Here is a 24,753-nt window from a genome sequence, read left to right as displayed (position 1 = left end):
AGGTGTAACTTCATGAGCATATTAAATGTAGAAAAGCTTAGTCACGGCTTCGGCGACCGGGCCATCTTCACGGATGTCTCCTTCCGCCTGCTGAAGGGTGAGCATATCGGTCTGATCGGCGCTAACGGTGAGGGGAAATCGACCTTCATGAACATCATTACTGGTAAGCTTCAACCGGACGAAGGCAAGGTGGAGTGGGCGAAACGGATGCGCGCCGGGTATCTGGATCAGCATGCGGTGCTTCAGCAGGGGCAATCCATCCGGGATGTGCTGCGCGGGGCCTTCCAATATCTGTTCGATATGGAACAAGAGATGAACGACATGTACGGCAAGATGGGGGATGTGACCCCTGAGGAGCTGGAGCAGCTGCTGGAGGATGTCGGAACGATTCAGGACATGCTGACCAGCCAGGACTTCTATATGATTGATGCCAAAATCGATGAAACCGCGCGTGGACTCGGTCTGACCGACATCGGTCTGGACAAGGATGTTAACGATCTCAGCGGCGGTCAGCGGACCAAGGTCTTGCTGGCAAAGCTGCTGCTGGAGAAGCCCGACATTCTGCTGCTCGATGAGCCTACGAACTATCTGGATGAACAGCATATCAACTGGCTGAAGCGTTATCTGCTGGATTATGAGAATGCCTTCATTCTGATCTCGCATGACATTCCGTTCCTTAACAGCGTCATCAACCTGATCTACCATATGGAGAATCAGTCACTGTCGCGTTATGTGGGCGATTATGAGTATTTCCAGCAGGTATACGAAGCGAAGAAGTCGCAGCTGGAATCCGCGTTCAAGCGCCAGCAGCAGGAGATTGCCGATCTGAAGGACTTCGTGGCCCGCAACAAGGCTAGCGTAGCTACCCGCAACATGGCAATGTCCCGGCAGAAGAAGCTGGATAAGATGGAGGTCATTGAGATTGCCAAGGAGAAGCCGAAGCCGCAGTTCAACTTCAAGCAGGGGCGGACCTCCGGCAAAATGGTTTTTGAGACCAAGGATCTGGTGATCGGGTATGATTCCCCATTGTCGCGTCCGCTGGACCTCAGCATGGAACGTGGGCAGAAGATTGCCCTCGTCGGTGCGAACGGGATCGGTAAAACCACGCTGCTGCGCAGCATTCTCGGCCAGATCCAGCCTATCTCGGGCACAGCCCGCCTTGGCGATCTGCTGGAGATCGGGTATTTCGAGCAGGAAATGAAGGAATCGAATTACAACACCTGTATCGAGGAGATCTGGAACGAATTCCCGTCCTACTCCCAATTCGAGATTCGTGCAGCACTGGCGAAGTGCGGCCTGACCACCAAGCATATTGAGAGTAAAATTGCCGTCTTAAGCGGCGGCGAGAAAGCCAAGGTGCGTCTCTGCAAGCTGATTAACCGTGAGAGCAATCTGCTCGTACTCGATGAGCCGACCAACCATCTCGACGTCGATGCGAAGGAAGAGCTGCAGCGTGCGCTCAAAGCCTATAAAGGCAGCATTCTGCTAATCTCGCATGAGCCTGAATTTTACCGCGATATCGTGACCGATACCTGGAACTGCGAATCATGGACAACCAAAGTATTCTAGGACAGCCGGCACTGATGCCGGTCTGAGGTTTGACCCGTAGGAGGGGAACTTTGCGAAAAGTGACTCTTACGGGTCATTTACATAAGAGTGAGTAAGAATGCAGGGGGAACCTATGAACGTTGTGAATGAGGAGACAGTCGTGAAGCCATCCAAACGCAGTCTGGTCAATATCATTATTGACGGCATTTCTGGTATTTTTCTTCCTATAGTTAATATATTGAGCGCGGCAGGAATCATGAAGGGTCTGCTCGCAGGTGCGGTTGCGCTGGAGCTCATCAGCAAGACCGAAGGCACCTATACGGTGCTGAATGCCATGGCGGACAGCCTGTTCCATTACCTTCCGCTGCTGCTGGCGTTTACGGCAGCCCGTAAATTTGGGGCCAATCCTTTTACGGCGGTCGTTATAGGCGGGGTTATGCTATATCCCAGTCTGACTACACTATTTGCGAACAACGAAGTCATTGAGTTTATGGGCATGAGCATCAAGCCGGTGAATTATCCTGCAAGCGCTATTCCTATCATCCTGGCGGTAGGTCTGCTGGTCTATGTCGAGCGATTCTGTGTCAAAATACTACCTGAGGTCATCCGCGGCTTCTTCACTCCGCTGATCTCCGTGATCGTGGTATCGTCGGTGACGCTGCTGGTATTCGGACCGATGGGGGCGCTGGCCGGTGACGCCCTGGCAGACGGGTACCGTACAGTGTATAATCTCAGTTCAGTCGGCGCTGGAATGGTGCTGGGGGCGATCATTCAGCCGATGGTCATCTTCGGCCTGCACTGGAGTCTGGTGCCGCTGGCGATCAACAACATCAGCACGGGTGGATCAGACACGATCCTCGCGCTGATGGGTCCCGCCGCCTTTGCCCAAGCGGGAGCAGCGCTGGCAGTATTCATCAAAGCTAAAGACAAGCAGTTCCGCACCTTAAGCCTGTCGGCATCGATATCGGCCTTGTTTGGTGTGACGGAGCCTGCAATGTTCGGGGTCAATCTGCCGCTGCGTAAGCCGATGATTATTGTCTGCTGCGCAGGCTCGATTGGCGGCGGGATGGTCGGGATGTTCGGCTCGTCTGCGATTTCGTTTGCTTTTCCGGGGCTGGCGACGCTGCCTGCTTATCTGGGGGACGGTTTCGGCGGCTTCCTGATCGCATGTACCACCGGGTTCCTGATTGCCCTGATTGCAACGCTGTGCGTGAAGCTTGGACCGGAGCCAGTCGTCGAACCACTTGCCAAATCCTAGCTAAGGGGGATTACACTTGAGAGCGATTAGAAGAACCAAGACGGTGGAAGGGACTTCCATTCCCGGAATCATCCATAACGGAGGAAGTTACTTCTATATTAATGTAGATGTGTACGAAGACGGCATGGTCAACTGCTGGGAGCTTACAGATCTTAAGGGCTTATCCGGCAAAATAAATTCAGGCTGGTTAACGCCGGCCGTCCCCTCCGGGAAGCAGCTGTCCATTCATGGACTGGGTGCGTATACGGTAGAGTCGGCAAAGTGGACTTACAACGCTGCAAGCTATTACCAGCATATTCAGGAAACAGTGAGCCTGCTGAACCCGGACCATACGAATATCTATGAGATTTCGGACCGGGAGCAGGAGCAGAGTGAAGCGCGCCGGATTGCGCATTCACCTTCCTCTACGGAATTCTATGTCAACAGCGAAATGTTCTACCAGACGACGGAGGGCAAAAGTGTTCATCTGTTCATGAAGAATAGCGGCGCAGTATACCTGGTCGATGTTGTGATATACAAGGACGGAAAGGTAGCGGTCTATAACCTGCCTGCTGACGCAGAATATACGCTGGAAGAGCTGGACGCTCTTGTTGCAGATAAGACCTTCTTCACGACAATGGATACTCCTGTAACGGTACATATTCTGCAATTGGGCGAGGTTACATTAGGCGAAGCCCTATACTCTGCCGATGCACAGGAGAAGCTCAAAGAGCTGCATAACCTCCACAAGCAGCTGAACGGCGAGCAAACGGCGCATGAAGCGTGCCGGGCTGCCTATTATGCTTATCTGGAGAATCCGGGTGAATACTACCGGGAGCAGCTTCGAATCAAATATGAGCTTGTGCCGGAGCATGAACGGATGTATCTGGGCGATATGGATACGAAGGATTGGGATTACCAGCGAATCCTGTATCATCCCGAAGAGACACGCGAAGTGTGAACGGGGCAGGATTTTCTACGCGTTGGATGCTATACTACTATAAGTGATGAAGTGAAGAGATAGAGGGTGGCAGGATGGAGACAATCAGCTTTCATTATGGACGGCATATTTCCAAGGTGGCGCGGGCATTATATTTCCACTCGTGGAAATCTATACTATCGATTGGCGTTCAAGCGGTATTTATAGCGGTGTGCATGATTCTGTATACTCAGAACCAGTCGGTCATTTTGCTCGGCATATCGATTACGCTGGTTCTGACCATGGGAATGTCAATCGTGATGCGCACCTTGCTTTTACCGAAGATATTGTCGGCAGATACAAGGTACAATAAGGAATTTGAATATCTTTTCGATGCAGAGGGGATCAATTTCAGTCCGGAGAAGGACGCGTCCGTCATGACCTGGGGCTCTTTCACCCGGGTATGGGAGAACCAGAGCTACTATCTGCTGTTCCATGGGCCACAGGAGTATTGGTTCGTTGCGAAGCAATCGTTCGAGGATGCCGCACAGGAGCATAAATTCAGAGCGTATGTGTCAGATCACCGCAAGATTGTCAGTGGCGTGATTTGGTGACAAAAAAGAAGGACATGCTACCCGCGCATGTCCTTTTCTGTATCCGGGAGCGGATGATTAGCCGCAGCTACACCCGCCAAAAGCTTGTGCAATCTGCCTTGTCGGCAATATTGTACTCGATTAACTGTCTCAGCAGGCCGTAATCCACCGGATTCGTCCATTTCATGCGGATCAGCAGCTTGGTGTGATCTATTCCGCCTTGCTTCAGGACTTCCTCGAAATGATCCATGCCTGCTTTTTCCGGGGCAACAGCCATATGCCCTTTGGCTACACTGAAGCCGATAATGTATGTTCCGTGATCGGTGAACATCGGCTGGTTCCAGCCAATTCTCGGTTCGAGCTGCGGGAACTCCTGCAACACCCAGGCGAGTACTTCCTCCACCGTTGCCTGATGGACCGGATTATCGATCTTCGCTAGATACTCTGCAAACACATCCATGGTTCGTCCTCCTGATCTATGTCAGCCCTAATGCCCTCCATAATATCTTGTAGCCGCAGGAGAGTCAAAAATTTTAATGAATAAATTGGATTAACCGTCACAATGGGAGGTGTTGAATAGTGAAGGAGTAGGGCTCCCTTCCTCATTCCAGCATTTCCCTGTATGATAGAAGAAGCTTGTTGTTCTTCAAAATAAATGAGAATGGGGTTATGGGATGGAGGAGAGGATCGGGTTCAAAGGCAAACGTCCTGCTGAGTTGCCGGCTACTATAAGCGTGGTTGCCCTTATGTTATTCTGGATACGCTTTTTCCTTCGGGTCGATAAAACGACTCTGTTGGAGCAGATTGTGACCTATCTCGTCATCGGAATTGCAATAGCCGTTGCAGGGATTATGGTATATCGTTTGTTTACCTTTAGCAGGGCGTTCAACATAGAGATTAAGCCGGAAGCCCTGCAGATCAAGAATATAGAGATTGAAGCCTCTACTATCAAGTGTATTTTCATCAAAGGCTACTTGCTGCCCGTGATCGCAGTAAAGCCCAGAGCCAATCTGCTGGTTACTTATAAATACTGTTTTCGATTCCCCGAGCAGGAAGATCAAGGGATAAAGTTGCTAACGGAATGGGCGGAGCGGCACCAGATCGAAGTGGTACATAAGAAGTTTGTGAGATGGCTGTAGTTAACTAAGGGATGGAGAATAGGAGGAACTAATCAATGAAAGTCTCCGGATTCAGTCACATCACACTCCAGGTACGCGACCTTCAGGCTTCATTGGAATTCTATCAGGGTATTCTGGGGATGAACGTTAGACATCGTGGCCGAATAGATGCCTATTTGGAGTGGGGCAGCGCTTGGATCTGTCTGCTTGAACGAATGGTTACCAAGGAGCCCTTAGACGAATTTGCCGGAATGGATCATGTTGCTTTTTATATCGCAGAGGATGATTTCAATGAAGCTGTCGGCATCTTGCAGAAGCATCACGTTGAGATCGTCAGAGGACCTGTTCAGCGGGGAACCGGCTGGTCGGTGAATTTCCTGGACCCGGATGGAATTCAGCTGGAGCTGCATACTTCCACTCTGGATGAACGGATGCAGGTCTGGCGTTAGGCGGAGTGGGGTCCATATAATAATCAGAAGCGGGGATGCGGGATGAATAAACCTTTTCATGAAATGCTGACGTCAGAAAATGAGCTCAGAGAGCTTCTGGGCTATCCGAGTGAAGTGGTGAAGCGCAAATCGATCCATCAGCTGGATCATCACTGCCGTGATTATATAGCGATGTCCCCTCTATTATTCCTGTCTACGGCAGATGAACACGGCTCATGCGATGTCTCTCCGCGCGGGGATGCGCCCGGTTCGGTGCTGGTGCTGGATGAAGGGCATCTGGTCATTCCTGAACGTCCGGGGAACCGCAGATTGGACTCTTTGCTGAATATCCTGGCTAATCCACATATCGGTCTGATTTTTATTATCCCGGGGCTTGAAGAGACACTGCGGGTTAACGGGCAAGCCTATATCATTAAGGACGAGCCTATCCTGGATCGGATGCGAGCCCGAGGCAAGCGGCCTGCGCTGGGGATCGGGGTGAAGGTGGAGGAATGTTATATGCATTGTGCCAAGGCCTTCAAAAGATCGCAGGTCTGGGACTCCGGCACCTGGCCTGCTGAAGCCTTGCTCCCGTCTGCTCCGGCCATCATCGCCGCTCATGTGAATGCAGCGGAGTTCACGGAGGAAGTGGTGCGGCGAGGTATAGAGGAGAGCTACGTGAAGCGGCTGTATTAAGTAGGGGAGTGAATAACGGGGATGGATACAGAGAGGCTGATACGGATTTTTGACAGGCAGGCCACGGATTATGACCGTAAAAGAGATGATCCGAAGCAGCGGCGCTGGCGCCAGAAGCTAATCGGTTCTGCGAAGGGTGAGGTGCTGGAGCTTGCCGTCGGAGCCGGGGCGAACTTCCCGTTCTATCCTAAAGGCGTCAAGATCACGGCTGTGGACTTCAGCGGAGCCATGGTTGAGAAGGCCAGACGGGCCGCCGGACAGTACAGACTGGAAGCCGATTGTATATGTGCAGATATCGAAGACATGAGCTTTGCCGCGCATTCGTTCGATACGATTGTCTCCACGCTGTCCTTATGCAGCTATAAGAACCCGCTGAACCTGCTGGTGAAGCTGAACCGCTGGTGTAAGCCGGACGGCACCATCCTGCTCCTGGAGCATGGAATTGGTTCTAACCTCTTGGTCACTACACTGCAACGGGCGCTGAATCCGCTCCTGTACCGCATCTATGGATGCCATCAGACCCGGGATATTCTCGGACTGGTCCGGGAGTCGGGGATGTAGATCACTAGAGTGGAGAGCTATTCGCTGAATATGGTGCATTTGATCTGGGCGGGACCTGAGGAACAACAACTATGATCTGAAGGTGAGGGGAATGCGAAATGGATAGTATTATTTTTGATCTGGACGGTACGTTATGGGACCCGACGGAGACTGTAGTGGGTGGATGGAATCAAGTGATTAGCAGCTATACGGGAGCAGCCAAAGAGGTAACGATAGACAATTTACAAGGCATTATGGGGCTGCCGGTGCCGGAGGTTGGCCGAAGGCTGTTTCCTGATGCAGATGAGGATACTCGGCAGAAGATTATGGATGAATGTTGTGATATGGAGTGTCTCGTTCTGTCGCAGCAAGGCGGAAGGTTGTATGCTCGGGTGGAAGAGGTGCTTCAGGCATTATCGGCTAAATACAAGCTGTTCATCGTAAGCAACTGCCAGGCGGGGTACATCGAGGCTTTTTATGAATATCATCAATTGCAGAAGTATTTCACAGACTACGAGAATCCGGGGAGAACCGGACTATCTAAGGGAGAGAACATCAGGCTGGTCATGGACCGCAATCATCTGATGAGTCCTGTCTATGTGGGCGATATCGAAGGGGATAGGAAGGCGGCAGGGTTCGCGGGGATTCCTTTTGTGTACGCGAGTTATGGATTCGGCGAAGTGAGCAGTTATGATTATGTGATCGACCGGCTGGACGGGCTGCTGGAATTGTTCTGAAGCGGCCTTGGATAAAGGTGGATCTCTTCCTGCAAAAGCTGGAGTTGTCTTACAGCCATTTCATGGCTTTGAAGACAACTCCTTATTCAATTCCGGCGATAATGCGGCGGATACGCAGGGGATAGCGTACCAGGGGTACGGTTGGCTCAGACGGCTGTCCAGCCCCCGTCCACATATAGCGTCTGGCCTGTCGTGTAGCTGGAAGCATCCGAGGCGAAGTAGAGGACAGCGCCGTTCAATTCATCGGGGTTGCCGGGCCGGCCCATGGGGCATAGCGTATTATACTGCTCCAGAAATTGGTCCTGGTAGAGCGCGCGGGTCATCCGGCTGGGGAACAGGCTGGGTCCGATCGCATTCACCGTGATTCCGTAAGGAGCAAGGGTCGCGCCCATGCCCCGGGTCAGATTCACGACTGCGCCTTTGGAGGCATTATAGGCATGCAGGGCGGCCAGCTTGCTGCCCTTCACACCGCAGATGGAAGCAAGGTTGATAATGCGGCCCGCCTTGCGCTCCTTCATGGCCGGGATCACAGCTTTGGACATGAGATAAATACTCTTCACATTGGTATCCATCACCCGGTCCCATTCCGCTTCCGCCAGTTCCTCGACAGAGCCTGTGGATGCAACTCCGGCATTATTCACCAGGATATCTATCCGTCCGAAATGCTCCAGAATGCTTGCTACCGCCGCTTCAATCTCCGCGCCTCGGGTTACGTCACATTGGAGCGGAAGCGCCCGGCAGCCCTGGGCTTCAATCTGTTGCCGCGCCGGTTCCAGCTCGTCCACTCTTACATCTAACAGGGCTACATCCGCCCCTTGCCCGGCCAGAGCTTGAGCCAATTCCCCCCCTATTCCCCCGGCTGCGCCCGTCACCACCGTCACTTTTCCGCTCAAATCAAATGGATTTCTCACCGGCGCACCTCCATTAATTCCACCAATCCCAGCGCAAGTTGGAGTAGGGAAGGAACTGTTCAGGATCTACAGCCGTCAGGACCTCACCGCGTTCAAGGACGGTATTGCTGACCGTGTAGATGCCGCCCAGCATACGGACGACTTCCAGCTCGGCCCAAGGGTCATGCGGAGAGTCATGCAGGTGAATCTCTACTTCTGCCGCCGTGCGCACACTGATATCCATCGAGGCTGTCTGCCGGATCAGCAGCGGTCCAAGATCGAATCCGCGGCCATCCGGAGACTTGGAATACTTCATATTGAAGACAGGCAGCCCATCGCCGTAATGCTCGGAGATGATGCGCTGTCCGTTCCCGGCATTCATTTTCCCGCTAAGCGCAGCCTCTACATGGAAGAATTCTGTACCCCGCCGGGATACGCTGCCTGCTATATGGTGATCCTCCTTCTGGAGACTGATGTCGGCCATCTTCTTCGGGAAGCCATAAATCTCACGCCCCAGGCCCATAGCGATATCATCGCTGATCGGCATGGACAGGCAGTAGGTGCCCGGTTGCCCGTTGTAGGCTGCCAGGACGAAGACCGCGGCTTCACGGTAAGGCTCGCAGAAGCTGGTTCGGGGATAGTTAGCAACAAAAGCGTGCACAAGCGGTCTTGGACCCGGCGTAAGCGGCGCGGGCAGAATGCTGCGGATCACTTCGGGCGAGGTCTCCCAATAGACTGTAAGTGTCTCGGCATTATAGAAGGTCGTAGGTGTATTGATTCTTTTGGTAATCTCATTCACATCTTTTACGAAGCTGCTCATCTGAATCTCCTCCTGTGTTATAGGGTCACGAATAATGTAACATGACTATTCCAGTGATTATATATATGGAAAATATAAAAATAAATGGGAAAATTGTGCGCGGCGCACTATAATAATCATGGGGGGAGAGCGATGAATGTAACCTTTGAACAGATTAGCAGACAATTTAGTAAGCAGGCCCTACATATCCAGTGGAACAAAGCAATAACGACAGCATATTCAGATACGATGCTGATTACGAAGAGCCTGACGCATTTTGCCCCTGAATTTATCTATGTAGGCTACCGGTCCGGATTACCGGATCACGCAGAAGGGTTGGAGCAGGCCAGCCTGATGCTGATTAATGATACTGTGGAGCCAGCTTCAGGCCAGCATCAGCAGATATATAGCAGACAGAACCGTATGGAATTCGGGGCAGGGGAAGATGTATTCGAGCTCTATAATCAGACCCGGGGGCTGTTCCTGGAAGAGGTTGAACGGGAGCAGGCTAAGGGGCGAATGCTTGAGGCCTGTGTCGCCGGCAAAGGACTGGATGCAATCGTCTGTGCGGCGGCAGAGCTGATGGGCAATCCGGTAATTATCATTGATGTAAGCTATAAGGTTCTGGCTGCTTCGGATTATAGCGGGGTTACCGATCCCATCTGGAGCGATAATCTGCGCAAAGGCTACTGTTCCTATGATTTCATAGCTGCCGTCCACCAACTGAAGAGTGTGCAGACCGGCATAGAGTCGCTGGAGGCTTACGAAGTGGAATGCAGCGGAAGCCAGGTGACCAAGCTGGTCGCCAAGATTAGGATCGGCAGCAAGCCTGTCGGGAATGTGATTGTGCTGGGCGACACACGCCCGATTGAGCGGAGGGATCATGAGGTGGCGGGTTTTACGGCCGGGCTGGTGGCGGCGGAGCTGGCGAAGAACAGCTTTTACAGGAATTCAAGCCAGGCGGAATATGAAGAGCTGATCTATGAATTGCTGGAGAATGGGGAGAACGGTTCACAACTAATTCAGGAGAGCCTGCGGAGCGGAGTGCATCTGCCTAAGGGCAGATTGTCTATTCTGGTGCTGGAGCTTGCGGGGTACGATGCCTCTGCTTCCGGCAAACAGACTGGTTATTTAAGGGATCAGCTGCACTTGCATTTCGGGGAGGAGCGGCTGATCTTTTACCATGAGTATATGGTGGGGGTCAGTGAGGGTGATACTGCATCGTCCAGGTCAAGAGAGTATGATCCAAGCTTGCGGGAATTTCTCGTCAGCCATCAGATCCGTCTGGGAATCAGCCGGGAATTCACCGACCTTACAGACTGCCGCAAATATTATCTGCAGGCGCTCAAGGCACTGGAGATCGGGCGGATCGTCTGGCCTGCGGAACCGCGCATCTTGTATGCTGATGTGCAGCTGTATGATCTGTTGTCCCCGCATGCGCAGCATGATTCCCGGGATGTCACCCATCCGGCGCTTACGGTCCTGCGTGTATTCGATGAGAAGCATCATGCCGACTTGTATCATACCCTCTATTGCTATTTGAAGAACAACCAGCAGCTGCAAAAAACCGCCGACGAACTATTCGTCCACCGCAACACCCTGCGGTACCGCTTACGCCAGATCGACGAACTGATTCAGCTTGATTTGCGCCAGATCGATCAGGTACTGAGGCTATATATGTCCTATCAAATGACAGATTATCTGGAAAAGCTCAATGGGGGAGGGAGCCCTTGTTGCTCTTGATTTGTTATTTGGCAGCAGCTGCGTTCTCCCGCATTAGCTTCATACACACCTGAGGCTCTTCCTCCACTTCCCTGCAAGGCGCACACACCTCAAACCCAAACTTTCGGACAGTTGCCATCGAAGCAGCGTTATGCGGATGAGTCAGGATATAGATAGAGTCCACATCAAGCTGTGTGAAGCACGTGTCGAGAAGTACGGGCAGGGCCTCCGACATATAACCTTGCCCCCAATAGTCCTTCCAGATGTCATAACCGATCTCCACCTGCTTCCGCTCAGCGTCCCAATAATGATATCCGCAGGTGCCAATGAAGGAACCGGTCTCCCGGTCAAACATCCCATAGCGGTGATGGCCTTTGCCTTCAGGTTGGGCGTAATGCTCAATAATCTCCACAGCTTCGTTATAATCGCAGGGCGGCTCACTGAAGTATCTGCACATGTCCGGGTCCGAGAATTGCTTGTAGACGGCATCGGTGTCGTTCTGATTCAGCAGACGGAAATGCAGACGGCCCGTTGTAAAAGGTTCGGATAAGTTCATTGATGATTCTCCTATTCATGGGCAATATTTCATACTATTATTATGCGATCATATAATCGGGTTGTCTATAACCGTGAACCCGGTTGTTAATGTATGGTAAAATATAAGCACTACGTCTATTTATTGAAGGGGTGTGCCTATGAAGCCGAAGAGATTAACCAAAAACCTGGCAGCCGCGCTTGCCTCCGCACTGTTATTGACTAGCACCGGAATTACCGTTCTTAGCGCTTTCCCGCAGAAGATCGAGGCAGCGGCGGTGAAGCCTACAACAGCTTTCGCTTTATTTGAACAGAGGTTGCAAAAGCCTTCGTCCCTTGGCCTGGCCCAAGCCACGCTGGTCAACCGGATCGGCCAGATGACGCAGCTCGAAGCGAATCTGGCTGTGCTGCATCTGGAGAATGCACTGAAGGCTTACCTGCCTACGGCAACCAAACGTATGAATGCGCCTGTCGTTCAACTGAATATCAAGAACATCTATACGCCCGGGATGCCAATGGCGCTGGCACGCTCCAAGGTGAGACAGGCCGAGGTCCGTGTGGTCCTCCAAGACCTGGAGGGGATGGGCTACAAGCTGGTGCAGGATGGCGGATTCATGCCCGGCCTTCCTTATAAGAGCTTCAAAGTTTTCAAACCTTATGTCAGTAAGGATCTGCAGGTCTATATTGACTTAATGGCGACAGAGTCGGAGCAGCCGATGGCGGCAGGCGAAAGGTTGATGGTGGACTGGTACCAGATCATAGAGCGGGCTGTGCAATACGAGGATTTTGTGCAGACGTATAAGACCTCTAACCGTGCTGCAGCGATGACAGAAGTGCTGGAACGGGCCAAGCGGATTGTGTTCAACGGCACAACCAAGACACCGCTGTTCGACAAGAAGACACAGGTCATTCTTGAAAAGGCAGCCATCGCTTATGAGAATACACTGTCGGAGGCAGGCCCCGAGAGAATCGAGGGCAGCAGACTGCTGACTCAGCTGGATGATTTCCTGCTGCTTGTAGAGAAGAACGGGGATAAGCGGACGCAGGCCGTTATTGATTATCTGAATGCTTTATGAGTCTGAAGTAGGGATGAGTGTAAACAGCGAAGAAACCGGGCTAATCTCGAAGCAGCCCGGTTCTTTTGCGTGCATATTAGGGGCGGGAAGACCCGCAAGGCATATCTTCCTATAGGCCGAAAGCGTCATAAATCACAGAAAAGGAAAACGATTACAATTATAATGTAAGCGTTATCTAATGATCGTGTTCATTTATACGCAAAGGGAGGAAGACGGCTTGAGTACCCATAAGATTTCCTTTAACATGCTTGTCTTTATCGGTTTTAGCCTTCAGTATGCATTGATGCATCTCTTATCTGCAGGTGAGGTGATTGTGATTTCATCCGCTGAGCTTATCCTTTATATGGTGCTTACCTTTGCCGGGCTCGGCAGATTCTTTCGGCGCAGAAGGCGGCTTCTGAACGAGAGGGGCTGCGGAAGCACCGGACTTTTTTTCAGCGTGTTATGGACGGTGTCACTCTGCTCCCAGTTCCGTAAGGAGAACTACCCGGATGCGCTGACCATTATTAATTCGCTAGGCGTGTCAGCGGCTGGACTGATTCTGCTTACTGAGATTGTGATTCTGTTCAAGGTGTAAGCCAGCTGTACATGAAGAACCCTCTGTCCTTAACCAAGGATAGGGGGTTCTTCATGTAACAACCAATGGAATTAATAGATATAACCATGCTCTATCAAGTAGGCAAGAATGAGCTCCGTGGATTGATCCTCGCTATGAAGCTCATTATCCACAATAAGCTCGGGCTGGAGAGGTTCCTCATAGGGGGCAGTCAGGCCGGTAAAATGCGGAATCTCTCCGGAAAGCGCTTTGCGGTATAAGCCTTTGACATCCCTTCTTGCACATTCCTCGAAGGAGCATTTGACGTAGATTTCTACGAAAGGTTGGATGCTCTGCCGGATTTGCGCCCTCATGTCCCGGTATGGGGAGATGAAGGAAGCCAGGACGACGATATCATTCCGGGTCAGGAACTGCGCCAGATAAGCTGCGGTTCTTACATTCAGAGACCGGTCTTCTTTGGAGAAGCCTAACCCCTGGAACAGTTGATTCCTCAAGACATCACCGTCGAGCAGTTCGGTCCTCACGTTCATATGCTGCAATCTCTGATTCAGGCAGCGGCAGAGCGTGGTTTTTCCAGAGCCGGACAGGCCGGTGAACCACAGTGTTACCCCCGTATGCAATGTGCAGCACCACCTTCCATTTCAAACGATTAGGTTACCAGTTGTAATCTGTCTCATAGCCTGCCGGGAAGAGCAGGTGGCCCGCCACCTCTTTGAAGCAAGTCTTCACCTCTTCATTGAACTCGGTCCGCCAGTTCCCGGTTGTGCCGGTGCGGAAGGTATAGGAGGCCTTAGGATTAATGTTCTGCTCCATGGCGTCAAGGATTGTGTGCATCGGTAATGGCAGCGGCTTGTCAGCCCAGAGATAACGAATCAGCTGCTCCATGGTCCGGCGGCGTGAGCTGTGGCTGTCTACCAAGTGTTCAAAAGCGATCTGCAAACAGTCTGCTTCCCCGCTCCATCCGGCGAATTGTCCATACCACGCGGCTATACTCGGGTAATGGAGCTCTGGTATTCCCTGGATTAAAGCCAGAAATTGCTGATTGCGGTCCGGTAGAGAGAGCAGATAGGGGCGCAGCGGATGATTAGGGTATTTGTCTGTTATGAAATACGTATACGAGATGACGATATCTCTTAAGTCACGGTTAAGAAATAACGGCTTGATCTTCAGCTCCCGAAGCATGCCAGACCACCGGGGTGAATAGTACACATGCCCTGCTGTGAAATGTCCGCTACGGACGAGCTGCAGCCGCTGATAGTGGAGGCCGGAGTCTTCCGGATAGCCTTCATAGAATTCATAAGGGTTCTGCGTCATCCCCGGAATGCCTTCTAAGATCTGCTTCATCAGATGAGTACCGCTCTTGGGGACCGAGTTCAAAAATACTATAGGATATTCACTCGAAGGATCGAATGTATTCATACTCTCCAGTGTTCCTTTCTCTTGAATAGCTGCTAGTCATACTTCTCTATTTATAATATGAAGCTCTGACTATTGCTGACTAGACATTGTACATAAAAAGTAAGGGAATCTATCTGCATTGAATAATCACTTGATTTAGCTATTGCTGAAAAATATGTATGTTCAAGGGGTGCTCCTGCTGAATTTACAAATCCTGATAAACAATATTTATGAGTTCAATCTTTAAGGTCTGAATGGCTTCTTCCCGCGGCAGCATAATGAACCGGGATAAATATTCGATGTCCACCGAGAACAGGCTTAGGATATCCTCCATGGACGCTTTATCTCCGCTTTGTGCTTTTTTTACGGTCTCGATGAATGGATAAGATTTTCCTTCAGGACTTCCAGTCCCTTGCGTTTCCATTTGCTAACCCCCTGTTGAGTCATTTGCAGCTCGGCTGCTACTTCTTGTTCGGCCATTCCTTCTATGACTGTTTTTTTGATAATATACCTGCATTTTGCCCATGGTAGCATATCCAGAAGCTCATCGACGAACAGCTCAGAAACGACCATACTTTCAAAGCTGTTGTCGTAGCATTCATTATCGTAGAGCGGATTACTTTCCCGTATCAGCTGAATGCGAGTCTTGTACTGGATTCTCCATGCTGAGCGTTTTAATAATTTCCTGCAGGTTTCAACTAATTCGTCATCACAGGTAACCATGAATTTTCCTCCCCATGTTCAGTAGTACCTTCATTCCAGGGTTCAGCGGAGCCCGTTCCCCCAGGCCTGACCTAATCAATCGCTGATCCTCTCATATAACAAGTAAAATATTCCATAGATTCCACAACTGACAAAAACAAAAATTTACAAGAATACTATTTTTCTTGCGAAAGTTGTAATAATTATTTCTGGATTACCTAGTATTACGAGAATACAAGACAATAGATTGTCGAAATTCCCATTTAGGAGGCGATGACGATGAGTGACTATGTAACACCTGAGATGATGAGCACCCTGATGACCGTACTGATTATTCCGCTGCTCGGGCTGCTGGCGAGGTCTCTAATTGCTTATATCAGGCGGGAAATTGCCGGGCTTGAGCAGAGAATCGAGAATGAGGCAGTGAACAGCCTGCTTCAGCGGGCGGGGGATGCTGTTGAATCCGCTGTAATTGCCGTCAATCAGACGTTCGTGGAGACGCTCAAGCAACAAGGCAGTTTCGACACGGAGGCGATGAGGAAATCTTTTCTGCTGGCTAAAGAGAAGGCGATAGCGATCCTGGGAGAAACCGCACGGAAGGAGCTGAGTCTTGTGATCGGCGACCTCGAAGCATGGCTCGAGACGAAAATCGAAGTTTGTGTGAACCGGAATAAACAGTTGTAAAAACCCATCCGGGTTTCCCTTTGATTAGTAAAGGAGGTCCAGGCTTCACCATGATCACTATGCTCATTACTAAAAAGTTAGGGGATGTATGATGAAACATTCAAAAAGGAAATGCAAGCTTGTGCAGCAAGGACGGTTAGGCATAATCAGCAGATGGCTGTGTCTCTCGCTTCTAATTCTGATGCTGGCGCCAGGCGCTGTATTCGGGTCGGGGAAAATAGTCCACAACATTCTTCCGGGCCCTGAGGCGGACACTGTCACCGCGGCAGTGTACGAGGATGAGCCGCCAATACCACAGCTTCATCAGGCGGCAACGGTTAAGAATTCGGTCTATGGCTCCGTCTATCAATCGGTGTATGAGATAGACCCTACCCTGGGAGTAATTCTGAACCACGGAGTCTATCAGATGAACCTGATGGCTGTAAGTAATGTCGAGGGGTCGATGAGCCCGGTGTCGCCGCTGCTGCAGCAGATCCGGTTGTCGCAGGCCTCGGGGGTGATTCCAGGGGGGCGCGGCTTCATGCTTCCGCAGGTGGTGGCTGTCAAGGATCCGGCGGGTAATCCGCTGCCGGGTATTCCCGTCACGTTCACCGTCTCGGAGGACAGTACAATTACTGCGGTCATGCGCGGGCTTAATAGTACTGGAATTACAGTTGTGTCGGATGCGAACGGATATGCATCTGCGGCTAACAACTACACAGGATATATAGGAGAAGGCTATCAGGTCTATTCGAAGGGAACCGGGGTCATTAAGACCATGGAGGTAAAAGCTACCGTTCCCGGTCTTCAGCCGGTTACCTTCAAGGTAGAGGTCGGTGCCGTAGGCTCTAACCTGATCGATACGACGCCGCCTTCCATCAAGGCAACGGCGGTAACGGATAACGGTGCTCCTTACATTGCCGGGACCTGGACCAGTCATTCCGTGACGGTACATTATACGGCAGAGGATACGTTGTCAGCGATCAAATCCCTGACCCCGGATCAGAAATTCACCGCTGAAGGAGCAGGCCAGACGGCAACGGGCAAGGCTGTTGACAGTGCGGCTACCAGTGATGAGGATAAGAACCATTATTCCATCGCAACCTTCGGTCCCATCCATATTGATAAAAGCGCTCCGGTTACAGAAGTAGCTGTAACAGGTGCCGAATCCGGCAGCTGGAGCCGGGGGAAGGTTGCGCTGCATTTTACCGCTGAAGATCCATATTCAGGTGTGGAAGCGATCTATTACAAGCTGGGCGGGAGCGATACCGTGAGAACTGCCGGCCCAAGCGCGGCGCTGGAGCTGGAACAGGAAGGAGCGACTACCGTCAGCTACTGGGCAGTGGACAGAACCGGGAATGCTGAAGCTCCCCGCACGGTAGTAGTGCAAATTGACAAGAGTGGTCCGCTTATCGCCAGTATTCTAAGTCCGGAAGCGAATGAGAAGGGCTGGAACAGCACGGATGTTACGGTCTCTCTTACCGCATCAGATGCCCACTCCGGAGTGAAGGAGATTCATTATAGACTCGGAGCGGACGGCGAAGAACAGATTGTGGCAGGCAGCACGGCTGCTTTTGACGTCCCGGTGGAGGGAATTATTCCTCTGGAGTTCTGGGCCGTAGACCATGCGGGCAATCTGACGGCTGCACAGAAGACTGAAGTAAAGATTGACAAGACGATCCCGGTCATTACTGTTCCGGCGAATATTACAATGGAAGCGAAGGCGGTCCGTACCCCTGCCGATATTGGACAAGCCTCCGTTCAGGATATCTCGGTCCCGGATGTTCTCCTGACGAATGATGCACCTGCAGACTATCCGATCGGGACAACTACCGTGAAATGGACAGCGGTGGACCCGGTAGGACTCACCTCCTCACAGGTGCAGAGAATTACTGTAAAAGACACGACAAAGCCGGTATTAACCGTGCAGGGAGATATGGTTGTGGAAGCTACAGCGGTTAAAACGCCGCTTGTGGTCACCGGAGCGTCGGCTACGGATATTTTCCCGGTCATTGTGGTGAATGACGCGCCAAAGGAATTCCCCATTGGTCCGACTACCGTCACCTGGACGGCAACCGATGCCAACAGCAATGTAACTACAGCAACACAGAAGGTCACCATTGTAGACAGAACAAAGCCGTTATTGACGGTTCCGGCCGACATTACAAAAGAAGCTGTAGGCCGAAGAACTGTGGTAGATCCGGGGAAGGCCGCCGCCACAGATATTTTCAAGGTGAATATTACGAATAATGCGCCTGAGGATTACCCGGTGGGCATAACCAAGGTGAGCTGGACGGCCAAGGATGAGAATGGCAATATCTCTACAGCAGATCAGACGATACATGTTACGGATACCACCAAGCCTGTACTGACAATACCGAAGGATATTACCGTAGAAGCTACGGCTAGACGGACGAAGGTGAATATTGGACAAGCCGAAGCCAGCGATCTGTTCGATGTGCTTCTAACTAAGGATGCCCCGGCGGATTATCCGGTGGGCGTGACCAAGGTTACCTGGACCGCCACAGATGAGCATGGAAATGTTACCGAGAAAGTGCAGAAGATTACAGTTACAGATACAACGCCTCCACAATTAACCGTGCCTGAAAACATCACCGCCGAGGCAACCGCCATTAAGACTCCCGTGGAGCTGGGGGAAGCGTCTGCCAAGGATATTTTCAGTGTTACTGTAACCAACAACGCCCCGGAACGCTTCATCTTCGGGACAACAGTCGTTACCTGGACGGCTACAGATGAGAACGGCAACACCACCAAGACAACACAGACGGTGAAGATCGTAGACACGACGAAGCCGCTGGTCACACTGCCAGGGGGCATAACGGCAGAAGCTACGGGAGCAAGCACAAAGGTAGACATCGGCCAGCCGGTGGTTACAGAAATTTTTGCCGTGACAGTCAAGAATGATGCTCCGGCGGAATTCCCGCTTGGAACCACCAAAGTAACATGGACAATAACGGACGAGCATGGCAATGCAACTAAGGGAACGCAAGAGGTCAAGATCGTAGATACGACCAAACCAGTCATTACAGCGCCTGAGGATCTTACGGTGGAAGCCACGGCGGTCAGATCCAAGGTTGCTCTGGGCGAGCCGGTAGTCTTCGATCTGTTCGAGACCGGGATCATTAACGATGCTCCGGTTGATTTCCCGGTCGGCACCACACTGGTTACCTGGATGGCCAGTGATCCAAGCGGCAATGTGGCAATCGCGAAGCAGAAGGTGACGGTAGTGGATACGACTGCGCCTAAGCTGTCTATCCCGGCAGATGTTAAGGTTGAGGCTACGGGGATTAGAACTCCAGTAATGACTGGAGAGGCCACAGCCACGGATATTTTCCCGGTCACTGTAACCAGCAATGCTCCCGAGAATTATGCAGTAGGCATTACTGAGGTAATCTGGACGGCTAAGGATGCCAACGGTCTGGTAACCACCGGCAAGCAAAGGGTGACCGTAGTAGATACCACGCTGCCTATCCTGACGGTTCCGCAGGATATCAGTGTGGAGGCTACCGCAGTAAATACTCCGGTTCAAATCGGCAAGGCTACGGCGACGGATCTGTTCCCGGTCACGGTGGTCAGCAATGCTCCGGCCAGCTACCCGCTCGGCAAGACCATTGTCACCTGGAAGGCGACTGATGCGAACGGCAATTTCAGTACCGGAACGCAGACGATTACAGTAACAGATACCACAGCACCAGCCATCGCTGAAATTCCGGACTACATTGCAGAAGCCACCGGACAGACGATGCAGATTAAGCTGCCGGTGCCTGCGGTCACCGATATCTTCGGGATTGCCGCAGTGAGCAGCAATGCTCCGGCTTCCTATCCGCTTGGCGTGACTGAAGTCACCTGGACAGCGAAGGATGTGAACGGCAACGTATCCACGCGTAAGCAAAAGGTTACTATCTTGGACACCACGAAGCCTGTGCTTACTGTACCGGAAGATCTGACGGTAGAAGCGGCGGCGGTAGAGACTCCGGTGGAGATCGGTCAAGCGTCTGCCACGGATATCTTCAAGGTGACGGTGAAGAACAATGCCCCAGAAGCGTATCCGCTGGGCGTAACAGAAGTGGTCTGGACGGCAACCGATGCGAACGGCAACGTGACAACGAAGGTGCAGAAGATCAAGGTCATGGACACGACGAAACCGGCGCTTACCGTGCCGGAGGATCAGACAGTGGAAGCAACAGCTGTTGAGACTCCAGTAGAAATCGGTCAAGCGTCTGCCACGGATATCTTCAAAGTGACGGTGAAGAATAATGCCCCGGAAACATATGCGCTGGGCGTAACAGAAGTGGTCTGGACGGCAACCGATGCGAACGGCAACGTGACTACGAAGGTGCAAAAGATTAAGGTTGTGGACACCACGAAGCCGGCAGTAACTGTGCCAGAGGATCTGACGGTAGAAGCAACAGCTGTTGAGACTCCAGTGGAGATCGGTCAAGCGTCTGCCACGGATATCTTCAAGGTGACGGTGAAGAATAATGCCCCGGAAACATATGCGCTGGGCGTAACAGAAGTGATCTGGACGGCAACCGATGCGAACGGCAACGTGACAACGAAGGTGCAGAAGATCAAGGTCGTGGACACGACGAAACCGGCACTTACTGTACCGGAAGGTCTGACGGTAGAAGCAACAGCGGTAGAGACTCCGGTGGAGATCGGCGTGGCCACAGCCACGGATATTTTCAAGGTGACGGTGAAGAATAATGCCCCGGAAGCGTACCCGCTGGGCGTAACAGAAGTGGTCTGGACGGCAACCGATGCGAACGGCAACGTGACTACGAAGGTACAGAAGATTAAGGTCGTGGATACGACGAAGCCGACACTAACTGTACCGGAAGATCTGACGGTAGAAGCAACAGCTGTAGAGACTCCGGTGCAGATCGGTCAAGCAGCGGCCACGGATATTTTCAAGGTGACGGTGACATCGGATGCTCCGGCTGCTTATCCGCTGGGAACAACGACAGTTACCTGGAAGGCCAAAGATATCAATGGTAACGAGGTAACCGGGGTACAGCGGATTTCCGTAGTGGATACGACACAGCCTTTGCTGAAATTCGAAGGACCACTGCAGCTGACCAAGGAAGCAACGGCTCTGGAAACCCCGGTAGAACTGGAAGTGCCAGCGGCGCTGGATTTCTTCCCGGTCACTCTAACTACAGATGCTCCGGGAGAGCATGGCGCGATCACTTCTGAGAAGACCCTAACCGCAAATTTCCCTATCGGTACTACGATTGTAAAATGGACAGCTATAGATAGCAGCGGAAATTCCGCAGTGGGCATCGTGAAGGTGACGATTGTCGATACGGCCAAACCTGCTCTTAAGCTTCCGGCTGATATTACTCTAGAAGCATCCGCCCTAAAGACGCCGGTGGAGATCGGCGTGGCCACGGGGACGGATATTTTCAAAGTCACAATAACCAGCAATGCGCCTGAGAGCTATGCGCTAGGAACCACTGAGGTGACTTGGACGGCTACAGATGCGAATGGCAATGTCAGCACTGGCGTGCAGAAGATTACGGTGGTGGATACCACGAAGCCGGTGTTGAAGCTTCCGGCTGACAAGACGGTAGAAGCATCAGCCCTGAAAACTCCGGTGGAGATCGGCGTAGCAACAGGGACGGACATTTTCAAGGTAACAATAACCAGCAACGCGCCAGAGGCCTTTGCGCTGGGAATCACCGAGGTCACTTGGACCGCTGCGGATGCCAACGGTAATGTCAGCACTGGTGTACAGAAGATTACGGTGGTGGATACGACGAAGCCTGTGCTGAAGCTTCCCGCTGACAAGACGGTGGAAGCAACGGCCCTAAAAACTCCGGTGGAGATCGGCGTAGCAACAGGGACAGATATTTTCAAAGTAACAATAACCAGTAATGCGCCAGAGAGCTATGAACTGGGAACAACCGAAGTCAATTGGACGGCTACAGATGCGAACGGCAATGTCAGCACTGGTGTACAGAAGATTACGGTGGTGGATACGACGAAGCCTGTGCTGAAGCTTCCGGCTGACAAGACGGTAGAAGCAACGGCGCTGAAAACTCCGGTGGAGATCGGCGTGGCCACGGGGACGGATATTTTCAAAGTCACAATAACCAGCAATGCGCCTGAGAGCTATGCGCTAGGAACCACTGAGGTGACTTGGACCGCTACGGATGCGAACGGCAATATCAGCACTGGCGTGCAGAAAATCACGGTGGTGGATACCACGAAGCCGATGTTGAAGCTTCCGGCTGACAAGACGGTAGAAGCATCAGCCCTGAAAACTCCGGTGGAGATCGGCGTAGCAACAGGGACGGACATTTTCAAGGTAACAATAACCAGCAACGCGCCTGAGAACTACGCGCTAGGAACCACTGAGGTGACTTGGACGGCTACAGATGCGAATGGCAATGTCAGCACTGGTGTACAGAAGATTACGGTGGTGGATACGACGAAGCCTGTGCTGAAGCTTCCGGCTGACAAGACGGTAGAAGCATCAGCCCTGAAAACCCCGGTGGAGATCGGCGTGGCAACAGGGACAGATATTTTCAAAGTCACAATAACCAGTAATGCTCCTGAGAGCTATGCGCTAGGAACCACTGAGGTGACTTGGACGGCTACAGATGCGAACGGCAATGTCAGCACTGGTGTGCAGAAGATTACGGTGGTGGATACGACGAAGCCTGTGCTGAAAGCTCCGGCAGATGTTGCTGCTCCGGCAACCGGAACCAAGACGCTTGTGAACCTGGGCCAAGCGACAGCGAGCGACATCTTCGGAGTTGTGCTGAAGAATGATGCTCCGGCTGACGGCTTCCCGTTAGGAATAACAGTGGTCACCTGGACGGCCACGGATGTTAACGGTAATGTATCGACGGCGGTGCAGAATGTAACCGTTACTCAGACGTTCAAGGTTCAATCGTATAATGCGAGCAGAAGCAGCGTGACGAATACGATTTTTCCGCGAATATCCTTTGAGAATACCAGTAAGTCTACCTTGCAGCTCTCCAGCATCAAGCTCAGATATTACTACACCGTCGATGGAGAGAGATTCCAGAGCTTCTATACGGATTATGCCAGAGTATCAGGCTCGAATACCAGGGTGATTCAGTCCTATGTTACGGGAAGCTTCCAGAAGACAGTAGGCAAAACCGGCAGTGATTATTATCTGGAAATCGGCTTCACCAATGGTGCCGGAAGTCTGAAGCCGGGAGAAACTGTAGAAATTCAGTGCAGATTCTGGAAATCGGATTTCTCAAATTATTATCAGACCAATGATTATTCCTTCAATGGACAGGCAACGGGCTTTACAGATACCAGCAAAATTACGGCCTACTCCTCCGGCAATCTGATTGCAGGGATGGAACCGTAAGCGGCTAAGTAAGCATTGCACGGCTTCCAGGCTGTTGCCGGATCAGTGGCTGCAGCTTGGAGCTATTCATTAACGGGAGATCAACCAGCTCCATTAGCGGGGGTACGATATGCCAGACGACATGAATGAAATCCTTCAACGGTTGACCCGGGTAGAGACCAAGCTCGACATCATGAACAGTGCAAGGGATATTGCGCTTGAGGCCATGCAGAGCAGCAAATCGGCGCATTTACGGATGGATGAGATGCGGGATGAGCTGTCCAGATTGAAGCTCAGGCAAGGGGAGAATCAGCGCTGGCTGGTGGGCACGATCATTAGCAGCGTGGGGATGTGTATTGCCGCAGCGGGACTTTTGATGAAAATATTAATCGGGTAGCAGACAGGAAGAAGGAGATGGGAGAATGGCCAAAGGCTTTGATTGCGCAGCACCGCTAACACGTACACTGGCTAAAAAATTCAAGGAGGATGGTCACGAATTCGTATGCCGTTACCTCGTGCCCTCCGGCTGGAAAAGGTTAACCCAGGCGGAGGCGGTTGCCATCAGCGCTGCGGGGCTGCAAATTGTCTCTGTGTATGAAACGACCGCCAGCCGTGCGCTGGGAGGCCGTGCAGCCGGTCTGACAGACGGGGCGATTGCCGCACAGACGGCCCTTGCGGTTGGACAACCTGCCGGGAGCCGGATCTACTTCGCCGTTGATTTCGATGCCTCTGCAAAACAGATGGATACGGTGATAGAGTATATTACGGCAGCAGGAGAAGCCGCCCGGAATTACCAGTCGGGTGTTTACGGGAGCGTGACCGTTATTGAAGCTGCAATGGCCGCTAAGGCCTGCACCGGCTTTTGGCAGACGTATGCCTGGAGTAAAGGCCGAAAAGCGGAGGGTATCCACATTTATCAATACGACAACGGCCCCAAGGGATTGGGTCAGCCGGTTCACGGGGTGAATGTGGACCTCAATCAGTCGAGTGGAGAGGCGGGCTGGTGGAGCACACAGTCTGCTGCGGTTCCTGCACCAGGCAATGTAAACGGGGAGGGAAAAGACTATATGATGAAGAAAGAGGATGCGGGCAAGATCATTGCTTTTCTTCAAGCGGCTTATATGGCTGCAGGTAATGCAGAGTCTGGAAAAGAATTTCACCGTCTGGCTAATGAGCTGCGCAAAGCCTCGGGCCAAGCGGCAGACCCGAATAACCGTTAATCCGCAAGAAGGATTATAGGCTGCCT

The 24,753-nt window shown here is 51.9% G+C and carries 24 protein-coding genes; 16 read left to right on the top strand and 8 right to left on the bottom strand.

Going from position 1 to position 24,753, the window contains the following annotated elements; translation table 11 throughout:
- The first annotated feature begins 12 nt into the window (after positions 1–12).
- The 4 genes from NST69_RS18400 (at position 13) to NST69_RS18385 (ending at position 4,318) form a co-directional block, all read left to right on the top strand.
- Entirely contained in the window at positions 13–1,569 is a 1,557-nt protein-coding gene (locus tag NST69_RS18400; protein WP_036733209.1) for an ABC-F family ATP-binding cassette domain-containing protein, read from the top strand.
- Between the two features lie 112 nt (positions 1,570–1,681).
- Positions 1,682–2,806, top strand: coding sequence for a PTS transporter subunit EIIC (locus NST69_RS18395; RefSeq protein WP_342546778.1), 1,125 nt, complete (start codon positions 1,682–1,684; stop codon positions 2,804–2,806).
- A gap of 16 nt (positions 2,807–2,822) precedes the next feature.
- Entirely contained in the window at positions 2,823–3,746 is a 924-nt protein-coding gene (locus tag NST69_RS18390) for a hypothetical protein (protein ID WP_342546776.1), read from the top strand.
- A 74-nt stretch (positions 3,747–3,820) separates the two neighbouring features.
- Positions 3,821–4,318: a YcxB family protein gene (locus NST69_RS18385; protein WP_173132894.1), complete on the top strand. Its 498-nt coding sequence runs from the start codon at positions 3,821–3,823 to the stop codon at positions 4,316–4,318.
- A 67-nt stretch (positions 4,319–4,385) separates the two neighbouring features.
- On the opposite strand, the gene NST69_RS18380 is transcribed toward NST69_RS18385, so the two are convergent.
- On the bottom strand, positions 4,386–4,757 hold the full coding sequence (locus tag NST69_RS18380; RefSeq protein ID WP_209869636.1) for an iron chaperone: 372 nt from the start codon (positions 4,755–4,757) through the stop codon (positions 4,386–4,388).
- A gap of 214 nt (positions 4,758–4,971) precedes the next feature.
- Between NST69_RS18380 and NST69_RS18375 the strand changes: the two genes are divergently transcribed.
- From NST69_RS18375 to NST69_RS18355, 5 genes are all read left to right on the top strand, one after another.
- The gene (locus tag NST69_RS18375; RefSeq protein WP_342546771.1) at positions 4,972–5,436 is read left to right on the top strand and encodes a hypothetical protein; all 465 of its coding nucleotides are present in this window, start codon (positions 4,972–4,974) and stop codon (positions 5,434–5,436) included.
- A gap of 35 nt (positions 5,437–5,471) precedes the next feature.
- Positions 5,472–5,864, top strand: coding sequence for a VOC family protein (locus NST69_RS18370; protein ID WP_342546768.1), 393 nt, complete (start codon positions 5,472–5,474; stop codon positions 5,862–5,864).
- 42 nt (positions 5,865–5,906) lie between these two features.
- Positions 5,907–6,539 (top strand): pyridoxamine 5'-phosphate oxidase family protein, encoded by a 633-nt coding sequence (locus NST69_RS18365; protein ID WP_036733234.1) that lies wholly within the window; start codon positions 5,907–5,909, stop codon positions 6,537–6,539.
- Between the two features lie 21 nt (positions 6,540–6,560).
- Positions 6,561–7,100, top strand: coding sequence for a class I SAM-dependent methyltransferase (locus tag NST69_RS18360; RefSeq protein ID WP_342546766.1), 540 nt, complete (start codon positions 6,561–6,563; stop codon positions 7,098–7,100).
- A gap of 98 nt (positions 7,101–7,198) precedes the next feature.
- Entirely contained in the window at positions 7,199–7,816 is a 618-nt protein-coding gene (locus NST69_RS18355; RefSeq protein ID WP_342546764.1) for an HAD family hydrolase, read from the top strand.
- A 146-nt stretch (positions 7,817–7,962) separates the two neighbouring features.
- Here the strand turns inward: NST69_RS18355 and NST69_RS18350 are convergent, their stop codons facing one another.
- Both NST69_RS18350 and NST69_RS18345 read right to left on the bottom strand, forming a co-directional pair.
- Positions 7,963–8,727, bottom strand: a complete 765-nt coding sequence (locus tag NST69_RS18350) for a glucose 1-dehydrogenase (RefSeq protein WP_342546763.1) — start codon at positions 8,725–8,727, stop codon at positions 7,963–7,965.
- A 13-nt stretch (positions 8,728–8,740) separates the two neighbouring features.
- A complete protein-coding gene (locus tag NST69_RS18345; protein WP_342546762.1) occupies positions 8,741–9,526 on the bottom strand; it encodes an acetoacetate decarboxylase family protein in 786 nt (261 codons plus the stop codon).
- Between the two features lie 132 nt (positions 9,527–9,658).
- Here NST69_RS18345 and NST69_RS18340 point away from each other — a divergent pair, with 132 nt between their 5' ends.
- Entirely contained in the window at positions 9,659–11,248 is a 1,590-nt protein-coding gene (locus tag NST69_RS18340; RefSeq protein WP_342546760.1) for a helix-turn-helix domain-containing protein, read from the top strand.
- A gap of 4 nt (positions 11,249–11,252) precedes the next feature.
- Here NST69_RS18340 and NST69_RS18335 read toward each other — a convergent pair whose 3' ends face one another.
- Positions 11,253–11,783 carry a GNAT family N-acetyltransferase gene (locus tag NST69_RS18335; protein WP_342546759.1) on the bottom strand — a complete coding sequence of 177 codons (531 nt, stop codon included), beginning with the start codon at positions 11,781–11,783 and terminating at the stop codon, positions 11,253–11,255.
- 139 nt (positions 11,784–11,922) lie between these two features.
- On the opposite strand from NST69_RS18335, the gene NST69_RS18330 reads away from it, so the two are divergent.
- Both NST69_RS18330 and NST69_RS18325 read left to right on the top strand, forming a co-directional pair.
- Positions 11,923–12,837, top strand: coding sequence for a hypothetical protein (locus tag NST69_RS18330; RefSeq protein ID WP_342546757.1), 915 nt, complete (start codon positions 11,923–11,925; stop codon positions 12,835–12,837).
- 217 nt (positions 12,838–13,054) lie between these two features.
- Entirely contained in the window at positions 13,055–13,414 is a 360-nt protein-coding gene (locus NST69_RS18325; protein ID WP_155991701.1) for a hypothetical protein, read from the top strand.
- Between the two features lie 71 nt (positions 13,415–13,485).
- Here NST69_RS18325 and cysC read toward each other — a convergent pair whose 3' ends face one another.
- The 4 genes from cysC to NST69_RS18305 form a co-directional block, all read right to left on the bottom strand.
- Positions 13,486–14,013 carry an adenylyl-sulfate kinase gene (cysC, locus tag NST69_RS18320; protein WP_340951915.1) on the bottom strand — a complete coding sequence of 176 codons (528 nt, stop codon included), beginning with the start codon at positions 14,011–14,013 and terminating at the stop codon, positions 13,486–13,488.
- Positions 14,014–14,047: 34 nt separating this feature from the next.
- On the bottom strand, positions 14,048–14,812 hold the full coding sequence (locus tag NST69_RS18315; RefSeq protein WP_340951918.1) for a sulfotransferase domain-containing protein: 765 nt from the start codon (positions 14,810–14,812) through the stop codon (positions 14,048–14,050).
- 184 nt (positions 14,813–14,996) lie between these two features.
- Complete coding sequence (locus tag NST69_RS18310; RefSeq protein ID WP_235192101.1) at positions 14,997–15,125, bottom strand: hypothetical protein; 129 nt, start codon at positions 15,123–15,125, stop codon at positions 14,997–14,999.
- A gap of 29 nt (positions 15,126–15,154) precedes the next feature.
- Complete coding sequence (locus NST69_RS18305; RefSeq protein ID WP_340951923.1) at positions 15,155–15,514, bottom strand: sigma-70 family RNA polymerase sigma factor; 360 nt, start codon at positions 15,512–15,514, stop codon at positions 15,155–15,157.
- Positions 15,515–15,772: 258 nt separating this feature from the next.
- On the opposite strand from NST69_RS18305, the gene NST69_RS18300 reads away from it, so the two are divergent.
- The 4 genes from NST69_RS18300 to NST69_RS18285 all read left to right on the top strand — a co-directional run bounded on the left by NST69_RS18300 (position 15,773) and on the right by NST69_RS18285 (position 24,727).
- Positions 15,773–16,177, top strand: coding sequence for a hypothetical protein (locus tag NST69_RS18300; protein WP_340951925.1), 405 nt, complete (start codon positions 15,773–15,775; stop codon positions 16,175–16,177).
- 91 nt (positions 16,178–16,268) lie between these two features.
- A complete protein-coding gene (locus tag NST69_RS18295; RefSeq protein ID WP_342546752.1) occupies positions 16,269–23,528 on the top strand; it encodes an HYR domain-containing protein in 7,260 nt (2,419 codons plus the stop codon).
- Between the two features lie 109 nt (positions 23,529–23,637).
- The gene (locus NST69_RS18290) at positions 23,638–23,904 is read left to right on the top strand and encodes a hypothetical protein (RefSeq protein WP_036700963.1); all 267 of its coding nucleotides are present in this window, start codon (positions 23,638–23,640) and stop codon (positions 23,902–23,904) included.
- A 25-nt stretch (positions 23,905–23,929) separates the two neighbouring features.
- A complete protein-coding gene (locus NST69_RS18285) occupies positions 23,930–24,727 on the top strand; it encodes a DUF1906 domain-containing protein (protein WP_340753060.1) in 798 nt (265 codons plus the stop codon).
- The last annotated feature ends 26 nt before the right edge of the window (positions 24,728–24,753 follow it).

Source organism: Paenibacillus sp. FSL P2-0089, assembly GCF_038595095.1.
Taxonomy (GTDB): domain Bacteria; phylum Bacillota; class Bacilli; order Paenibacillales; family Paenibacillaceae; genus Paenibacillus_AQ; species Paenibacillus_AQ silagei.
The sequence above is the reverse complement of the archived record's forward strand: the minus strand, read 5'-3'. Positions and strand labels throughout refer to the sequence as shown.